The sequence below is a fragment of the Selenomonadales bacterium 4137-cl genome, assembly GCA_032334055.1.
Lineage (GTDB): Bacteria > Bacillota > Negativicutes > Sporomusales > UBA7701 > Anaeroselena > Anaeroselena agilis.
In genome coordinates this window covers 1199342-1215726 of record JAUOZS010000001.1, presented here as the reverse complement: position 1 = coordinate 1215726, position 16385 = coordinate 1199342, and the positions used below count along the sequence as shown (strand labels likewise).

19 protein-coding genes are annotated in these 16385 nt (G+C 53.9%); 1 reads left to right on the top strand and 18 read right to left on the bottom strand.

Features of this window, described 5'->3' with window-relative positions; genetic code table 11:
- Nucleotides 1–43: 43 nt before the first annotated feature.
- The 15 genes from Q4T40_06285 to Q4T40_06215 all read right to left on the bottom strand — a co-directional run bounded on the left by Q4T40_06285 (nucleotide 44) and on the right by Q4T40_06215 (nucleotide 12773).
- A complete protein-coding gene (locus Q4T40_06285) occupies nucleotides 44–292 on the bottom strand; it encodes a hypothetical protein (protein ID MDT8900845.1) in 249 nt (82 codons plus the stop codon).
- On the bottom strand, nucleotides 285–2246 hold the full coding sequence (locus Q4T40_06280; protein MDT8900844.1) for a hypothetical protein: 1962 nt from the start codon (nucleotides 2244–2246) through the stop codon (nucleotides 285–287). The genes Q4T40_06285 and Q4T40_06280 overlap by 8 nt, the downstream gene beginning before the upstream one ends.
- A gap of 133 nt (nucleotides 2247–2379) precedes the next feature.
- Nucleotides 2380–3246, bottom strand: coding sequence for a hypothetical protein (locus Q4T40_06275; GenBank protein ID MDT8900843.1), 867 nt, complete (start codon nucleotides 3244–3246; stop codon nucleotides 2380–2382).
- A 74-nt stretch (nucleotides 3247–3320) separates the two neighbouring features.
- The gene (locus Q4T40_06270) at nucleotides 3321–4106 is read right to left on the bottom strand and encodes a hypothetical protein (GenBank protein ID MDT8900842.1); all 786 of its coding nucleotides are present in this window, start codon (nucleotides 4104–4106) and stop codon (nucleotides 3321–3323) included.
- A 431-nt stretch (nucleotides 4107–4537) separates the two neighbouring features.
- Nucleotides 4538–5383, bottom strand: coding sequence for a hypothetical protein (locus tag Q4T40_06265; GenBank protein ID MDT8900841.1), 846 nt, complete (start codon nucleotides 5381–5383; stop codon nucleotides 4538–4540).
- Nucleotides 5384–5531: 148 nt separating this feature from the next.
- Nucleotides 5532–5948, bottom strand: coding sequence for a hypothetical protein (locus Q4T40_06260; protein MDT8900840.1), 417 nt, complete (start codon nucleotides 5946–5948; stop codon nucleotides 5532–5534).
- Entirely contained in the window at nucleotides 5945–6403 is a 459-nt protein-coding gene (locus tag Q4T40_06255; protein MDT8900839.1) for a hypothetical protein, read from the bottom strand. The genes Q4T40_06260 and Q4T40_06255 overlap by 4 nt, the downstream gene beginning before the upstream one ends.
- 252 nt (nucleotides 6404–6655) lie before the next feature.
- On the bottom strand, nucleotides 6656–7327 hold the full coding sequence (locus Q4T40_06250) for a hypothetical protein (GenBank protein ID MDT8900838.1): 672 nt from the start codon (nucleotides 7325–7327) through the stop codon (nucleotides 6656–6658).
- Nucleotides 7328–7591: 264 nt separating this feature from the next.
- Nucleotides 7592–8623, bottom strand: coding sequence for a D-Ala-D-Ala carboxypeptidase family metallohydrolase (locus Q4T40_06245; GenBank protein MDT8900837.1), 1032 nt, complete (start codon nucleotides 8621–8623; stop codon nucleotides 7592–7594).
- A 189-nt stretch (nucleotides 8624–8812) separates the two neighbouring features.
- A complete protein-coding gene (locus Q4T40_06240; GenBank protein ID MDT8900836.1) occupies nucleotides 8813–9631 on the bottom strand; it encodes a hypothetical protein in 819 nt (272 codons plus the stop codon).
- 169 nt (nucleotides 9632–9800) lie between these two features.
- Nucleotides 9801–10433 carry a hypothetical protein gene (locus tag Q4T40_06235; protein ID MDT8900835.1) on the bottom strand — a complete coding sequence of 211 codons (633 nt, stop codon included), beginning with the start codon at nucleotides 10431–10433 and terminating at the stop codon, nucleotides 9801–9803.
- A gap of 92 nt (nucleotides 10434–10525) precedes the next feature.
- Nucleotides 10526–11341, bottom strand: a complete 816-nt coding sequence (locus Q4T40_06230) for a hypothetical protein (protein MDT8900834.1) — start codon at nucleotides 11339–11341, stop codon at nucleotides 10526–10528.
- A gap of 313 nt (nucleotides 11342–11654) precedes the next feature.
- Complete coding sequence (locus Q4T40_06225) at nucleotides 11655–11801, bottom strand: hypothetical protein (protein ID MDT8900833.1); 147 nt, start codon at nucleotides 11799–11801, stop codon at nucleotides 11655–11657.
- Complete coding sequence (locus Q4T40_06220) at nucleotides 11792–12307, bottom strand: hypothetical protein (protein ID MDT8900832.1); 516 nt, start codon at nucleotides 12305–12307, stop codon at nucleotides 11792–11794. The genes Q4T40_06225 and Q4T40_06220 overlap by 10 nt, the downstream gene beginning before the upstream one ends.
- Nucleotides 12294–12773: a terminase small subunit gene (locus Q4T40_06215; protein MDT8900831.1), complete on the bottom strand. Its 480-nt coding sequence runs from the start codon at nucleotides 12771–12773 to the stop codon at nucleotides 12294–12296. The genes Q4T40_06220 and Q4T40_06215 overlap by 14 nt, the downstream gene beginning before the upstream one ends.
- Nucleotides 12774–12828: 55 nt before the next feature.
- On the opposite strand from Q4T40_06215, the gene Q4T40_06210 reads away from it, so the two are divergent.
- On the top strand, nucleotides 12829–13212 hold the full coding sequence (locus Q4T40_06210) for a YkvA family protein (GenBank protein MDT8900830.1): 384 nt from the start codon (nucleotides 12829–12831) through the stop codon (nucleotides 13210–13212).
- A gap of 188 nt (nucleotides 13213–13400) precedes the next feature.
- On the opposite strand, the gene Q4T40_06205 is transcribed toward Q4T40_06210, so the two are convergent.
- The 3 genes from Q4T40_06205 to Q4T40_06195 all read right to left on the bottom strand — a co-directional run bounded on the left by Q4T40_06205 (nucleotide 13401) and on the right by Q4T40_06195 (nucleotide 16355).
- Nucleotides 13401–14204: a hypothetical protein gene (locus tag Q4T40_06205; protein MDT8900829.1), complete on the bottom strand. Its 804-nt coding sequence runs from the start codon at nucleotides 14202–14204 to the stop codon at nucleotides 13401–13403.
- A gap of 315 nt (nucleotides 14205–14519) precedes the next feature.
- Nucleotides 14520–15389, bottom strand: coding sequence for a hypothetical protein (locus tag Q4T40_06200; protein ID MDT8900828.1), 870 nt, complete (start codon nucleotides 15387–15389; stop codon nucleotides 14520–14522).
- Nucleotides 15390–15401: 12 nt separating this feature from the next.
- Nucleotides 15402–16355: a phosphodiester glycosidase family protein gene (locus Q4T40_06195; GenBank protein ID MDT8900827.1), complete on the bottom strand. Its 954-nt coding sequence runs from the start codon at nucleotides 16353–16355 to the stop codon at nucleotides 15402–15404.
- Between the last annotated feature and the right edge of the window lie 30 nt (nucleotides 16356–16385).

The window sequence follows — 16385 nt, the reverse complement described above, 5'->3', positions numbered from 1 at the left end:
TTATTATCCATTTAGTCGTTCGGATTATTACCCCGCCTTTTCCCTACCCCTCCAGCTCCTTCAGCGCCAGCCGTCCGCTGCGAATATACGCCCCCAGCCGCTCCTCCACGCTCCTGAGTACCAGCAGCCTCGCCCTGAGGAGCGCCAAATCCGGCGTCTCCTCCCCCTCCATCTGCCGGTATATCTCCTCCCTCATCGCCGGGAAAAGCCGCTCGCAGCAGCGTAGCGTCAGCTCCGCCTCCTCCCCCAGCCCCGCCTGCCCCGTCAGCCTCTCTATCTGCTCCCTATCCACCCTGCCTTACCCCCTGCAGCACCCGCTGCCAAAACTCCGCATCCGCCGGCTGATTCCCCGGACCGCCTGCCGGCTCTCCCGTCCCGCCCAGACCCGGCGGCAACCCCGGCGTCCCCGGTTGCACCGCCCCTGGCATCCCCGGCCCGGCCTGCCCCGGCCCTGGCATTCCCTGCGCCCCCGCCCTCGGCCCGCTCGGCAGCCCCGGCAGCCCGGCGCCGGGCGCCTGCGGCGGCGGCGACGAAATAAACTCGCCCGCGTTCTTATAACCCATTATCTCCAGCAGCTTCCGCACCGCGTTGAAAACATTCACCGGCTGCACGATCCCCGCCTGCGCCAGTTGCGGATACATCCCCAGCAGCATCTGCATATTCTGCATCTCCGTCGTCTTCGATCCCACCCCCAAAGCCGCGTTGATCTCCAGGTCGAAATTCCCCTGCACATCGTCCCCCCGCACCGTCAGCGCCTCGTTCGCCAGCCTGATCACCTGCGGCTGATCGATAAACCGCTGGTTCAGCGTAATCAAAAACCGGAAAAACGGCGTCAGCCCCGTCTCCAGCAGAATGCGAGCCACCAGTTCCAGCCGCTGGTTGCTCGACTCGTGGATAATCGAAATCCCCGTCGCCGTCTTATTCAGACTGTTCGCATCCAACCCCTGGTTATAGCGCGTCACCCCCGTCGCCTGCTCCTTCGCCCCCTCCAGATACTCCAGAAACTGCATCGTCCATGGCGCCATCGGCTGTAGCGGCGGAAACGAAATCGCATCCCGCGGCGACCCCGTCACCCTGATCGTCTTCCGCCGCTCCACCACATCGAGAATATTCACCCGGTTCTCATCCACGAACGCCGGCAAATCGTTGTTCAGCGCCGTATTATTGATAATCTGCCGCAGAAAAGCCGTCTTCAGCGACTGGATCTCGCTCACGAACTGCCCGATCCCCTTCTTCGGCCAAATCCGCCCCGGATCGCGCACCGGGCTCAGCACGAAAAACGGATGCCGCCCGTACGTGTTTGGCTCCTTGCGGATAATCACCTCGTTGGCCACCGTCACGATCCAGTCCTCCAGCATCTGGTCGTCGTCCGCGTCATACTTGATATAGCACTCGTAAAGCTCCACCCGCTTGCGCGCCGTCTGGTCCTCCTCCCGCGCGTACAAATCTATCTCCGGGTTGTTCAGCCGCTCCGACTCCGTATACCTCACGTTGCCGAGATTCTCAACCACCTCGTCGACATTCTTATAAAGCCCCTCCTTCTCCATCTTCCTGAGATAATCCACCGTCACGACCTTCCTGTGAGCCACGAAATGGCAATTGTCCAGATCCGTCGCGTCCGGTGAAAACCTCAGCTCCGCCGCCGGCACGTTCTCCACCTTCGGCGCGTTCCTCGTCAGCTTCACCGCCCAAAAATCCACCTTATAAAGATCGTCCGTCCCCGGCACCTTCGCCTTGCTCACCACCTCCGCCCGGCCCGACTCCTCCAGCGCCGCCGTCTCCTCCGCCGACAGTATCTCCACATACCGCCTGTCCCGCTTCGTCTCCCTCACCCAACTGCACTTTATCGCCGCCGCGTTCTCCATCAGCGCCGCCTTAATCCAGTCGTAGCACACCACGAAAAACTTGTTCAGCTTCGTCAGCTGGTAATTTATCAGTGCCTCCATCACCTTGGCGGGCTGCTCATCCTCGGCCGTAACGCCGCGCATCGACACGATGCTCGCCCCGCTGAAATACGCCTTCATCAAAGACGGCATCGACCACTCGATAATATCCGCCAGATCCGTCGTCACCAGATCGCTCACCTCCGACAGATCGGGATACTTCATCCGGTAATAATCCTTATCCCCGTGGTAAATCTTGTTCCGCTCGATCAGCAGCGGCTCCACGTCCGAATCGTAATACCTGTTCGCCGCCTCGATATCCGCCTTGATCTTCGTCAAAAGGTCCTCGTCCCTCGTCTCCACCCCGGCACCTCCTCATTATCGGCAAAACAAAAAACCGCCCCCCTCGGCGGTCTTCTTCACGCTATCATCATATCACACATTTTTGTCAAATCGTCCACTAAAAGTCCACTTTTCGTCCAAATGAAAACATTTCTCAAAAATTATTTTCTTTTATCGGCTTTTCCGATCCGGACAGTTCCATAATCAGTTCCGGCAACAAATAACATCCTCGCGGTAAATAAATGACCTGGCCGTTTCTTCCGATAACCTTTACACGGAAAATACCCTTTTCGATCTTCGTCACATCGCTAAGCTCCAGAGAATTTTCAAGACCTTGGGAATTAAATATCTTTATTTTGTTTTCTGTTAATAGGATCTTAACTTTCCGAAAATGCCTCAATCCTGTGCAGATTAAGGATTTAACAGCAAATAAAACTAATAAAGGTATGAGTAGCAAATGGTACATATCCTCAAATACCGCCGTTTCAGCTACTAAAGCAATTGACACTATATACCAGTCAATAGATTTGTAACCGAGTGGCCAAAAGTATCTCCCTATAAGCGGATACTCAATGAAAGCATTATCCGCGACCGATGGTATTATCAAGAACGAACCCTCTGTGATTGACCACTGATTTAATCTGGTTTTTACCAACGGGACCAAACTCTTACCATGTATGCATAGCTCTATCTCATCAGATCCATCGGAAACCGCGACTTTCGTGTCCGGATAAAATAGATTAGCATACAATATTTTCCCATTGATTGAAGTAATCGCCTCCAGGGGAACCCCTTGGTTTTCATACACTTTTTTTATTTCCCTGTCGGTAACAGTCCCTTTTATTCTTTCATGGCTTTTTATGTTGTGAATCAGACAGAACGCAACTATTGCTATAACCTTTGTGGTTTGCCAGTAGGCGGGGGTAAGGATAGATATATGTGGAAGCACATATTCATAAGAAAACCCCAGCGTATCATCAAATATACTCAACACAAGCAGAACGAACATTAAATGAGTCATGTCCTTCCCCCTCTCAATTAATCATTTCTATATATTACAATTTTTCCCTTCAGGCTGCCCGCATAATACACTGCTTAGGGCGGCAATATGGATCCCTCCGGAGGATTCTGTCGCAGCTTACGGTTATTTATCGTCGTTTCAATAAAGTACCTTTGCAGCTCGTCCTCAGTCAATTCTCGCCCCACCTCTTTTATAAAATATTTAAAACCTTTTAATCTTCTCCCTAAATATGCATCGCCTCCCAAGTAAATTCCATGCATAATCTGGGCTTCCCGTGCAATCTCCATTGCATCCTCGTGACCGTATCCCTGCTCTTTGGCGACATTATAGGCTTTATCGCCAAATTTGTTGAGTTTGATCGCTCCTTTAGCCACCTCAGCCGCCTTTCCCCAAATTCCCGAGCCACTGGAATCCGCGCGCTTTAAGCCCTCGTCATAAGTATACTGTCTAACGTCAGGAGCCCCACTCGCAAACTGGCTAAAGTCACGGTCATTATCTTTACCTCGATACATGAAAGTGTTAGTTTGAGGCTCCATCGTCCTCGCCTTCTCCTCTGGCCTGCCCTCTTCGCCCCAATCCAGCTTCCATGCCTTCGACCACGGGTCGGGCTCCTCCCGTCCCATCGCCCCGTTACGCAGCGGAGCACGCTCCATCCGCCGATTCTGTTCCACCAGCGTATCGTCTTCATCTCCGTTGTCCCATCCGTTGAGGTAGAACTCCTGCCCCTTGGGTATCGCGCTCTCGTCGTAAGGCTGCCCGAATTGGCGGAGTATCCGCGCTTTGAGCCCCGGATCCACTGGCCGGTACACCGTCCTCAACGGCTGCGACGGCGCCTCGCGCCTCCGCTCGGCTTCTTCCATCTTGGAGAGCTCCCCTCGATATCCTCCTCATCCATCCCCGCCAAGGGTTCAGCCCATACATAAGGGCCGTTAATAAGCCCTCATCTGCGGCGTTGCTCCTCAGAACGCTTGCTAGTGTACATCCGCGTACACGTCGCTGCGCATTCTTCCGGTGCGCCTAGCATCTGAAGGCTTCTTAACGGCCCCGGCAACCCAAAAAAGATTCTCCATACCCCCGCGCCTTCATCCGCCTGATATACTCCTCTTCCCTGCTCGCCATCAGCCTTTCCTCCCTCAATTTCGTTTCCGCTCATCCGCCACCCAAAACAAAAAACCGCCCCCTCGGCGGTCTTCTTCACGCTATCAGCATATCACACTTTTTTGTCAAATCGTCCACTAAAAGTCCACTTTTCGTCCAAATGAAAACACTTCTCAAAAATTCTTCAGAAATTTTACTCTGACCGCCCTCTCCGGCGCCCAGCAAGCCCGGTAAATTCCTCGATAATCTCGGGCAATAATATGCACCCTCGCGGAAAGAAAAATACTTTCCCATCCTTCGCCGTTACCTTAACCTGAAACAGCCCCTTTTCGATACCGGCCACATCGCCGAACCTGAAGCTTTCCTCTTTTTTTCCCCTTTTTAGCACAACCCTGTCGCTTAGTACCGACACTCTTACCCTTCGGTACAAAGGTATTATCAAAAAAACGAAACCGTAAATTAAACATCCTTCCAAAAGCCACTCAGTATTCCAGCCTAATTTCAGGCCGAATAATATCGCCATGACAAAAACAACCATAACCAGAGTACTCAGGCTGGCAAATCTATACGTATCGTACCTTCCCAGCAATGCATAGCTTATTTTCAGTTCCGCCCCCACCTCCCCTGGTGTCACAATTAGTTTCTTACCGTTAACCGTCCATTGATTTAATCTAGTTTTGGCCAACTTGACAAGCTCCCTGTCCACTATATGTACCTTTACTTGATCGACGGCTAAAAACACCACTGATGGGAATCCACCGCCTTCGCTGACGATCCGCTCTATACTTATCAATGGAATGGCCGGCCCGTTTTCTCTCTCCAACCCGGCCTGCGTCACCGTCCCTTTCCCGGCTCTCCATATTAGCCAATATACCAAGCCGCTAATTGTCACATAAATGCCTAACACCCAAGCTAACCATTCGCCTTTAGACAATCCCGCTGCCGGTCCGACCTGATCATAGTTCCATATAAGTTGTGTACCATAAAACGCCACACAACTTATAACATAAAACAGTAACGTCCACCAGTTTTTCGGCACACCGCCACCCCCATTACACCGGCTTTATCGAACATTTATTCGCTATCTCGCCTCGACTTCCTCTTTTTTCAATAATTTAGTCGCGGCTTATAAGGGGACGCTCGCCTCTTATAAGCCGTGTGTCCGATTAGCTTGGTCGCGTCGGCGGCTAATCCCCGCCATGCAACGGTTCTTCTTCAACTTCACTATCATAATCGGCCCCACTTTTTCCTAATACGTGTTTTTTTATCAATGGCTTCACAGCATATGTCCCGGCAACCGTACCCGTAGTTCCAGCAATAATGGGACCGTACCCCGACGCTCTCCCTGCCAAGACAGCGGCTCCACCCACTCCCAATAAATAGGCGGTATACTTCGATGCCGCATCAATACCTTTCTTTCTGGCCAGTTCTGGGCTATCCCCGTTCTTTAACGCCTCCGCTTCCACCTCTTTGACAAATTGATCTACATCGATACTCTTTTCGATTATTTCTCCAGCTGGTCCCAAAACTTTATCCAACGCCCCGGCTCTCTTTAGCACACCTTCCTTGCCACCATCAGCGATATTATAACTCAGCTCCTTCATTCCGACTGCGCCCTCAAACTTGCCTGGCCCGTACGCAAGAGCATTCCACCTCTGCTTGATAGCCCTGCATCGTCCTGCCCCCATCGCCACTCCATCGTCCTCGCCTTCTCCGCTGGCCTGCCCTCTTCGCCCCAATCCAGCTTCCAGGCCTTCGACCATGGGTCGGACTCCTCCCGTCCCATCGCCCCGTTACGCAGCGGAGCGGACTCCTCCCACCGATTCTTCTCCATCAGCGTGTCGTCTTCATCTCCGTTGTCCCATCCATTGAGGTAGAACTCCTGCCCCTTGGGTATCGCGCTTTCGTCGTACGGCTGGCCGAATTGGTGGAGTATCCGCGCTTTGAGCCCCGGATCCGCCGGCCGGTACACCGTCCTCAACGGCTCCGGCGGCGCCTCGCGCCTCCGCTCGGCTTCTTCCATCTTGGAGAGCTCCCACTCGATATCCTCCTCGTCCATCCCAGCCAACGTCGGCACATACCCCCGCGGCCTTCATCCGCCTGATATACTCCTCTTCCCTGCCCGCCATTAGCCTTTCCTCCCTCAATTTCGTTTCCGCTCATCCGCCACCCCAAAACAAAAAACCGCCCCTCGGCGGTCCACTTCACGCTATCAGCATATCACACATTTTTGTCAAATCGTCCACTAAAAGTCCACTTTTCGTCCAATTGAAAGTGTTTCTCAAAAATTTCCTATATTTTTTGATAATATTTAATTCCCGGAGCACCTTTGCATCTCGACCCTCGGAAGCCCTTCGTTCGTATCCGCCCAGACCAATTCATCCAAAATCCTCAGATACCTGGGTACGAACCCGTCACTATACGAAGCCCGATAGTAACACAATACCCCGAAAAACAAATCGCCGTGTTGCCCGACTGCGATGGTCCCAATCGGAAGCCTTTTCGAGCCCATCGAATACCACGCCGCCGTAAACGGCATCTCATACAGCGACCACGGGAAAGACTTCTCCTCCTTGTACTCGCGCTCGTGCTTGTCCCACCCGGAGCGGCTCATCAGCCCATCGATAATTTGCCTCGTATGCTCCCGCGTCGTCCCTTGCGGAAAGACGAAAAACTCCGCAAAAGCCTGGTACCGCTTATCGCCGCCGCCGCGGTTCATCCAGAACCTTATCCCCGTCCCCTCTGGCCCGCTGAAACGCTCTGTCTCCACATCGTGTGGGACGTATGTATAATACGGATAAGGATCACCGTCCACTCTCCGCATCGTAAACTTCTGCGGGTGGCATTCAATGGCAATTATCCCTTCTTTTATACCGGGAGCTATTTCCGTTGCCCTTCCATCTTTGCACAATCCTGCTGGCAATCCTACGGCGACAACCCAAAGCGAGAGAAAGCCAATGGCGGCTATCCGCCTAAGCGTCATTTCCTTCACCTCACACTAGACTCTCATCGTCTCTGCCATAAACCATTGTATCCCCAATAAGCATGTGCGAAAAATGATCACATAGGAAAGAAAATCTGTCCCGTCTCTTGCCATCAAATAGCCCATATCCCGGTATACCGGTTTTATCGAAAATTCATTCGCTGCATACGCCTAATTCTCCTCTTTTTGCCAAAAAACAACTTCGGCTTACGAGGGGGAGCTTCCCCTCATAAGTCGTTTATCCCGATCAGCACGGTCCAACTCCTAGCCCGCCTCTCCCCGTGGCTCTAGAGGATTACCAATATGCAGATGCCAGCCTGTACCTCTATGCCAGTATACCTCTCCAAAACGTTTCCGCGCCATCTCCTCGATTTTTGCTCTCTCTTCTGCTGTGTAATCATCCAGATTAATATCTACCGCCAGCCCCTCCAGATGCCAGGAGTTTGGTGAAGCCTCCGGAAGAGTTGCATTGAGTTCCGGACTTCGATATCCGGACGTAATCCATGGTGTTTTTTTCGTTCCGAACTCCTTATTAACCTCACCAACAAAAGATGTTGTCGTATTCTTCATCTGCGGCTGCAAATTATTCCAGTCGGGGTTTTCTTCCGCCCATAGCTTAACACCTGCTGGAGGCTCTTGAGCCGTCTTTTTCCCTTTCTCCATTGGCTTGACGCCAGTAACCTCAAACAGCATATCTCCTTCTGCACCGCCGTTTGCATATCCGCCTGCATACGGGTTGGCATCTGCCTCGTTCGTCTTATAACTCCCGGTTCCCATGTCATGTCCGCTTGGTCCATAGCTTAGCGGTCTATCCACTCCACCTCGACTCACCAGTCCCGGCTCGTCTCGTCCCCATTGCCACTCCATCGTCCTCGCCTTCTCCTCTGGCCTGCCCTCTTCGCCCCAATCCAGCTTCCATGCCTTCGACCACGGGTCGGGCTCCTCCCGTCCCATCGCCCCGTTACGCAGCGGAGCACGCTCCATCCGCCGATTCTGTTCCACCAGCGTATCGTCTTCATCTCCGTTGTCCCATCCGTTGAGGTAGAACTCCTGCCCCTTGGGTATCGCGCTCTCGTCGTAAGGCTGCCCGAATTGGCGGAGTATCCGCGCTTTGAGCCCCGGATCCACTGGCCGGTACACCGTCCTCAACGGCTGCGACGGCGCCTCGCGCCTCCGCTCGGCTTCTTCCATCTTGGAGAGCTCCCACTCGATATCCTCCTCATCCATCCCCGCCAGCGTCGGCACATATCCCCGCGCCTTCATCCTCCTGATATACTCCTCTTCCCTGCTCGCCATTCGCCCTTCCTCCCTCTGTTTCGTTTCCTCTCTCCGCCACCCCAAAACAAAAAACCGCCCCTCGGCGGTCCACTTCACGCTATCATCATATCACACTTTTTTGTCAAATCGTCCACTAAAAGTCCACTTTTCGTCCAAATGAAAATATTTCTCAAAAATTCTTCTAAACTTTTTCTCACACCGCCCTCTTTAACGCCCGGCAAGCCCGGCAAATTCCTCGATAATCTCGGGCAATAATATGCACCCCCGCGGAAAGAAAAATACTTTCCCATCCTTCGCCGTTACCTTAACCTGAAACAGCCCCTTTTCGATACCGGCCACATCGCCGAACCTGAAGCTTTCCTCTTTCTTTCCCCTTTTCAGCAAAACCTTGTCGCCTTCTACCGATACTTTTATCCTGCGGTAATATAGCAGTATACAAAAAGGCAGAATACAAATTAAGCTTGCACGAAAAAGCAATTTTGTATCCCCGCCGAACATTTCAGAGGAAAACTTCAACATCAGCAAAAAAACAATAAGCCACTTACCTATATCAAAGAAATTGCCGTACATTCCCAGCGGAGCATAGCTTATCTGAAGGTCTTGCCCCGCCTCCCCGGATGCCACGGTTACTTCATCGTCGTCAATCGTCCATTTATTGAGCCTTGTTGCGGCAAGTTTGATAAAGTCCTTATCCTGTAAATGCATCTTCACCTTGTCGTCGGCTAAGAGCACCATCGCCGGGAACCCCCATCCCTCCCACACGATCTTCTCGACACATGCCAACGGGATGACCGGCCCGTTTTCCTTCTCCAGTCCGGTCTCCTTTACCATCCCTTTACCTGCTCTCCGCACATACCAATATGCCGAGCCGCCGATTAGTGCAAAGCCCCCCAATGCTCCCGCGAACCACTCGCCCTTCGACAACCCTACAATCGGTTCTACCTGCTCGTAATTCCATATCATTTCTGTTCCAAACCAATATACACATATTATGATACATAATTGATACCACAAGCTTTGCAGCATGCGCTCCCCTCCCGGCTTACAGTTATTCGCCGAACATACATTCGTCACCATCCTCCAAATTTCCTTTTTTTCCCGCAAAAAGCAATTTATGCTTTTGAGTGGTCAACCCATTAAAAAAATGCAGTGGGAGAGAAAGCCTCTCTGCTCTCCCTCCTCCTAAAACTAAAGCTTAGGGTGGCAATATTGACCCTTCTGGCGGCTTCTTTGCTAGTTTGTAATTATTTATCGCTGTTTGAATAATGTAATTATGAATTTCATCATCGTAGATTTCCTCTGCACCTTCCTTTACCCCATATGCCGGCCAGGTTTTTTTTAGTTTCTTTAACAAGAGGGCGTTAACCCCCCAATCGGCGGCTTTGTAGGCCGTGTACAAGGCCTGGGCTTCCCGTGCTATTTCCATTGCCTCGTCATGGCTAATCTCCTGCGCTTTAGCGGTTTTATATGCTATCTCGCCAAATTTGTTGAGTTTGATTACCTCCTTTACCCCCTCCGTACCCTCCTTCACAAGTTCCCGACTAATCGGCTTGGCAAGTACCTTTCCTCCCTCTCCGCAACTGGTGAAAGCACGAGCGGGGGTCACTGCACTCGCTAATTGGATATCATTACTATAGTCTTCTGGTTGAAAAGAGGTTATCATCGTTTCCATCGTCTTTGGCCTCTCCGCCGGCCTGCCCTCTTTACCCCAGTCTAGCTTCCATGTCTTTGCCCACGGGTCGAACTCCCGTCCCATCGCTCCGTTACGTAGCGGTTCAGGCGCCACCCGCCAATCCTTTTTCATCAGTGCACTTAGCTGTCTATCCACTCCACCTCGGCTCACCAGTCCCGCCCCGGCCTGCCTCCACCGGTACTCTCGGCGATCTTCTTCACGCTATCATCACACCACTTCCCCTGCCCTCACATCCTCCCCGCCCGGGGAATCTCCGTATCCTCCCACCGCCGCCGCGTCCCCGCGCCGCTCGCGCAGATATACCCCAACGCGTCCTGCGTATGGCTGTACTCATTCTTCTCCGGCTCCTCCAGGTACCGTTCTCCTACCTTGTGCCGCCGGTATCCACCCGTGAAGCCGCCGATCAGCCACTGGCAGCGCGGGTCCACCAGCAGCATCGGCCCTCCCGTCTCCGTCACCGTCGTCAGCCGCTGCCGCACCGCCTCCCACCGCCGCACCGCACTCACCGGCCCGTCCTGCACATAAATCCCGAACCGTTCCCGCAAAATATCCACACACGTCGACTCGTCGCTCTGCGCCCGCTGCCGCCCCGCCGGGTCGCCCACATCGATGAACGAATGCCCCGCATACGCCGCGCTCTCCGCCTCCACCACCTTCGCATGAGCTGTGATCCCACAATCCACGCTCTGCACCTCACCCAGCACCACCAGTTCCCCTTTCGGCCCGTACTGGGCGAACACCGTGCACGGCGTCAGCCCGTAATCCCAGCCGCGGATAACCGGCTTGCCGCCAAACGGCTTCAAATTCTCTTTCGCCACATGAAATTCGTAGCGAAACTCCGGAAACCACGCCTTACCCAGCATGATCCGGAAATTGACCTCCATCTCCCGCTCCCACATTGCCTCCGACATCCCCCGCTTCTGCTCCTCCTTCCACGCCGCCGTCCGCTTCGCAGGATCAGCCGTATAATGAACCCTCACCACCGTCACTCCCTGCTTTGTCCGCCAGCGGTTAACCCCTTCCGGAACCTCCGTATTCGCCACGCCTGTTCCCCCTTTTTGAAAAAGAAGACCCCCAGGATTGCTCCTGGAGGCTATGGGAGAAAACTCCCGTTACTCTGCTCGCCTAATCAATAGCCCGCCGCACTGTGGTGACATTCGCACATCTTCCGCGCCACAGCTATTTGCGGTGCCGACAAGTTTGTAAATGTTAATCTGGTAATATTTACCACTTTTTGTAAATTGTAACACGGTTTTTGGGGAATATCAATACCTTTTTGGCATTTTATTCCAAAAATTTTACCGTACGATCAAACGAACGCAGTCCGCGCCCCCGTTCCGCCTTTATTCGCCGCTGTTACAGCTCGCCGTGAATAAGCCGGTCGAAAAAGCCCGGCCCCGCGCTCGAATCGACCGTCACTTTTCCGCCCCCCTGGATCGTCGGCAGCAGCGACGCGAACGTCTCCTCCGCCCACTCCCAGAAAGCCAGCTCCGTCAGATACACGTGCGACGCCGTATACTGACGGAGCTGATCCGGCCCCTGCCCCACCGCCGCCACATACGACCCGTTAGAAACCGCAGATATGCGTACCCCTTGCCGCTCTTCCCCGCCATCGACTTCTCCAGCGCCGGCCAGGGAAATTCCTGCGGCAGTTGGCGGTAAATGAACATCAGCCGGTCCTCCCCCAACAAAAACTCGCTGTCCTCCTGCTTCTTCGACTGGATAAAAATCGCCGCGTTCTTCCTCGTCAGCGCCGCCCAGAGATGCAGGCACAAAAAAAGCCATGTCATCAGCATCCGCCGGCTCTTCGGGACCGCCAGCAGGCTCTCCTCCCGCCATACCCGCGTCACATACCGCAGATACTCCTTGTCAGGCATATTCTTTATCCTGCCCCCGTCCGCCTCGTCCTTCGTCCGGCAGCACTCCGTCACGAACAGCCACGGATCTTCCCCATACTGACGGAAAGCCTCCAGCACCGCCAGCTCCGCCAATTCCTCACCGCTCAGCATCGCCGCCGCCCCCGTCCCCCGTTTCTCCCTCGCCGGTGCCCTCAGACCTGCGCCGCCGCCACAGCTCCTCCAGCCGCGCCGCCACCGCCGCCGGATCCGAATAATCCAGCAACATCCTCGCCCCCTGCTTTCCTTCCCCCTCGTCGCGCCGCTCCCCCTGCCGGCCGCGCGCCCGATCCAGCACCTCCTGGGCCGCTCTGAGCCTCACCGAATCCGTCTCCGCGTTTTCCATCAGATTCAGCAAAATCGCCAGCGCCTTCGCCGACTCCCCCGCTAGCTTCGCCTCCACCCCGCTTCTCGCCTCCGCTATCGCCGCCTGCACCTTCGTATTCCGCATCATCCGGTACCCGGCGCTCTCCGGGCTCTTCACCCCCGCCGCCCTGGCCGCCTGCAGCACATTCCCTCTGCTCACATACTCCCGCACAAACGCCTGTTGACGATGCGTCAGCCCTTTTCCGCCCGCCAAAATCTCGTCCCCCTTGTATGCTATAATAAAAAAAAGCCGCCGAAAGGACTCCGCCATGACCAATACCCCGGGGAAACTATCCCTCCGCCAAAAAGCCCGTCTCCTCAAAGACGACATCCTCGCCCTCTTTTTCGCCCTCAAGCACCCCGCCACCCCGTGGTACGCCAAAGCCCTCGTCGCCCTCATCGTCGGCTATACCCTAAGCCCCGTCGACTTCATCCCCGACTTCATCCCCGTCCTCGGCTACCTCGACGACCTCATCCTCCTCCCCCTCGGCATCGCCCTCGCCGTCAGGCTCATCCCGCCCGCCGTCCTCGCTGAATGCCGCCGCCGGGCCGCCGCTTACGGCAGCATCCTGCCCAAACTCTGGCTTGGCGCCGCCGTCATCCTCCTCCTCTGGCTCGCGATCGCCTACGCCGCCTTCCGCCTCCTCTCCTAACCCCGCCTCACCGCAACACCGTCACCCGGTCACTCACCCAGCGGCCCCGCGCATTACGATACCCTCACCCCCTTCACCAAACACAAAGACCGCCATTACAATTTTGGCGGTCTTTTAGCTCCCCGTTTAGCCATTCCTTCAAAATCACCTGTGCGCCTTGGCACAAACCATATAATAACCATTTGTTATTAATCTTTTTTCAATCCCGCGAATTTTCTGACCAGTTCCGGCAAAAGCGGCCACGCCCCTGGAAAACGCATCAGTTCGCCGTTCTTAGCCGTAACCTTCGTATGAATAAATCCTTTCTCCACCTTAGCTATATCCGAATACGCTAAAAATCGCTCCCGTTCCTCACCTTCATTCACCCTGATCCCCATGTCATCCAAGATAACGGCTATTTTCCGGAAATCTTTCAGCCTTTCAACACCACATCCCGCAAAAAACAACAGAATAATATATAGGAATGAAACCATCTCTAACATATTATTGATTGCAGCTAATGGTATTAAAGCAAATACGCCAAACTTAAGATGAACGTGAGTATAATGCCTCCCTAAAAAAGTTAATAGAATTCTCCGGCCTTCACCTACCTTTCTGGTTATCGTTATAGCCTCATCATCAATAACCCAATCGTTTAGCCGGCCATCCGCCAAAGCAATTAAGCCTTTGCCTGTCAGCGAAACCTTCATCGCCGGTTCCGCGGCGTCTTCTTGTGTATAAATTTGTGTACTGAAATAACTGGGCATACCCCAAAGAGACGGAAAACTGACGATTTCTCTGACATCGCTTCGCATTATCTCTTGTCCTGAAACGCGTTTTATGCTTTCTTCTTTTATCTCACCGCGTCGCCTGAAGGAACAATACCAATGAAATCCGTAATAGAATGCGTAATATATGCAAAATCGAACCTCCCTCGTATCGCGGTTAAATAAAAAACCATCAATAACAACTACTACAAAAATCACCACATAAGTCCAAAACATCTTTACCACACTCTCTTTCCTGCAAAACGAGTCCACCGAAACAGTTACTTTGTTTATTCTTCATCTGCTATATTCTTCCTTTTGTCATTTTCGACCGTTACCCCCTTCATATTCGCCGGTTTCCCCGGCCAAACGGAAAAGACCGCCCCCCCGGCGGTCCTTTTCACGCTATCATCATATCATACCTTTTAGGCCAAACAGTCCACTAAAAGTCCACTTTTCGTCCAAAACGCAATTTTCCGTAAAAAAACTTCGAAAAAAATAACCCTGACTCAAACAGCCAGGGTTTTCGTTTCAAATAACCCGAACAGCATCCTTGGATTTTTACTTGCCTGCCGCCTTGCCCAGCTCCTGTACCGTAATCTGCCGGACATCCATCGGCGTCGCGAGCACCCGTTCCTCGGCGAACTTTCCCTTCAGCCGGCCGGTGTAGATGGCCGTCGCCAGCCCCTGGGCATTAAGCCGCGCGAGATAAATCACGTTATTCTCCACCCCTACCAGGCGGTACTTGCCCACCGGCGGCGAAACCACTTCCCAACTGCCGTCCCCATGCCTCGCCGTCACCGTACCCTCGGCGATATTATCGTAAAACAGCGTGTCCCGGTCGTACAGCACCGCAATCCGGCCGATCTTGCTCGCATTAAGATACACCCTCTTCAAATCGCGGTTGGCGTCGGTACGGTAAACGCGATACTGCTCCGGGTTCGTCGAAACCTGCACCTGCATATAGATCACGTTCGTAGCCGTGGAAAACGCTACATCCACGATCTTGCTGCCCCGCGGCAGCTTGCTCACCGTCTCCGCCAGTTCGTGCTCCGCCCCCAGCGGATGGATCTGCGTCAGTGTCACCGAACTGGTAGCGCCAGTTTCCTCGTGCACCGCCATCAGCGCCAGATCACGGTCTTTCAGCCAGCGGAAAAACGACACCTCTTTATTGTTGCTCAACTCCACCGTGCGAACCGGTTCCTTGCGGGCCGCCATGTAAATATCCACGCTATTGTCTTTCACGATCGCCGTATAACGACGGTCACGGGAATAATAAGCCTTGCCGCCGGCCACGGTGTCAGTCGCGGCGCTCACCTCATAGGCGGAAGTCGGCGCCAGCAGTATCTGGTCGAAATATAAATAAATGCTGCCTTGGAAAATTAGGCTCGCCACAATCCAGATAGCGAGCTTCCGCCGCTTTTCGTCCACCCGTTGCCCTCCCTATTTAACGATAAACGCCGTCGGCACCATGCGCTCGCCCAGCATATCGGCCGGCTTATTGATAACCTTGCCGTTGTAAAACAACGTCGCGCTTGAGCCGCCGTCAAGATTGGCCGCCGTATAAGCCCCCTGCTCGAACAGGATATTCTGTACATCGAGCAGCGTCGCCCCGATCGAATACCCCGGCTGTCGGCCGTCGATAACCAGGAAAAGAAGCGTCCCGTCCTTGCGCTGGCCGATAGCCGTTCGCGGAGCGATCCCCCAGCCGCCGTCGCCCTTGGTAATCAGTTTCTTACCGTTGATGATCAGCGACGGCCCGAACGTGACCGCCTCGGCGACATTCATCGCCCTCATCTCCGCGACCGTATGATTTCCCGTCACCAGCATCCCGCTCTTCGTGAGCCCCACGACATCGATGCTATCCTTGATATCGCCGCCCACCAGAAACTTACCGTCGCGAATGATTATCCCCCACGGAAGCCTTCCCGTCCCCGTGCCCTCGGGATCGTAAAACCCGCCGGCGTTAATCGCCGCAATGGCGTTGTGGCTGAGCGCGATCGTGCTCACCGTATCGCCGATCTCCTGGATATCCCTCGCCGTCGCCACCTTCACCCTCATCGGGTTGGGCACCTCCAGCAGATATCCCTTGAAACGGCCCCCGGTAATGTTAATCAGGCGCAGTGAGTCATCCTCCCGCTTCGTGAACTTCAACGCCTGCTGCCTTATATTTGCATGGTTGGTGTTATCGCCGATGATATCCTTTATCTGGCGGTCGGACAACAGCCACGTTATATACTGGGGATGGCGGGAAGTCATAATCGCCCCGACAACGCTCCGCTTGATATTCGCAAACGGGCCGAAAATAACCACCAGCGGCCCCGTCACAATAAGAAACGCCAGATTGAGAACCAAAAACCTCATATAGATGTTCGTCGGTAGTACCAACCTTATCATCGCTTACCTCTTTTGCCAGAATAAAAGAGC

What these genes read in the sequence shown, in the direction of transcription:
- Q4T40_06275 (MDT8900843.1), bottom strand. Translation starts at nt 3,246, where the DNA reads ATGACTCATTTAATGTTCGTTCTGCTTGTGTTGAGTATATTTGATGAT.
- Q4T40_06270 (MDT8900842.1), bottom strand. Translation starts at nt 4,106, where the DNA reads ATGGAAGAAGCCGAGCGGAGGCGCGAGGCGCCGTCGCAGCCGTTGAGG.
- Q4T40_06260 (MDT8900840.1), bottom strand. Translation starts at nt 5,948, where the DNA reads ATGAAGGAGCTGAGTTATAATATCGCTGATGGTGGCAAGGAAGGTGTG.
- Q4T40_06255 (MDT8900839.1), bottom strand. Translation starts at nt 6,403, where the DNA reads ATGGACGAGGAGGATATCGAGTGGGAGCTCTCCAAGATGGAAGAAGCC.
- Q4T40_06250 (MDT8900838.1), bottom strand. Translation starts at nt 7,327, where the DNA reads ATGACGCTTAGGCGGATAGCCGCCATTGGCTTTCTCTCGCTTTGGGTT.
- Q4T40_06245 (MDT8900837.1), bottom strand. Translation starts at nt 8,623, where the DNA reads ATGGCGAGCAGGGAAGAGGAGTATATCAGGAGGATGAAGGCGCGGGGA.
- Q4T40_06240 (MDT8900836.1), bottom strand. Translation starts at nt 9,631, where the DNA reads ATGCTGCAAAGCTTGTGGTATCAATTATGTATCATAATATGTGTATAT.
- Q4T40_06220 (MDT8900832.1), bottom strand. Translation starts at nt 12,307, where the DNA reads ATGCTGAGCGGTGAGGAATTGGCGGAGCTGGCGGTGCTGGAGGCTTTC.
- Q4T40_06210 (MDT8900830.1), top strand. Translation starts at nt 12,829, where the DNA reads ATGACCAATACCCCGGGGAAACTATCCCTCCGCCAAAAAGCCCGTCTC.
- Q4T40_06195 (MDT8900827.1), bottom strand. Translation starts at nt 16,355, where the DNA reads ATGATAAGGTTGGTACTACCGACGAACATCTATATGAGGTTTTTGGTT.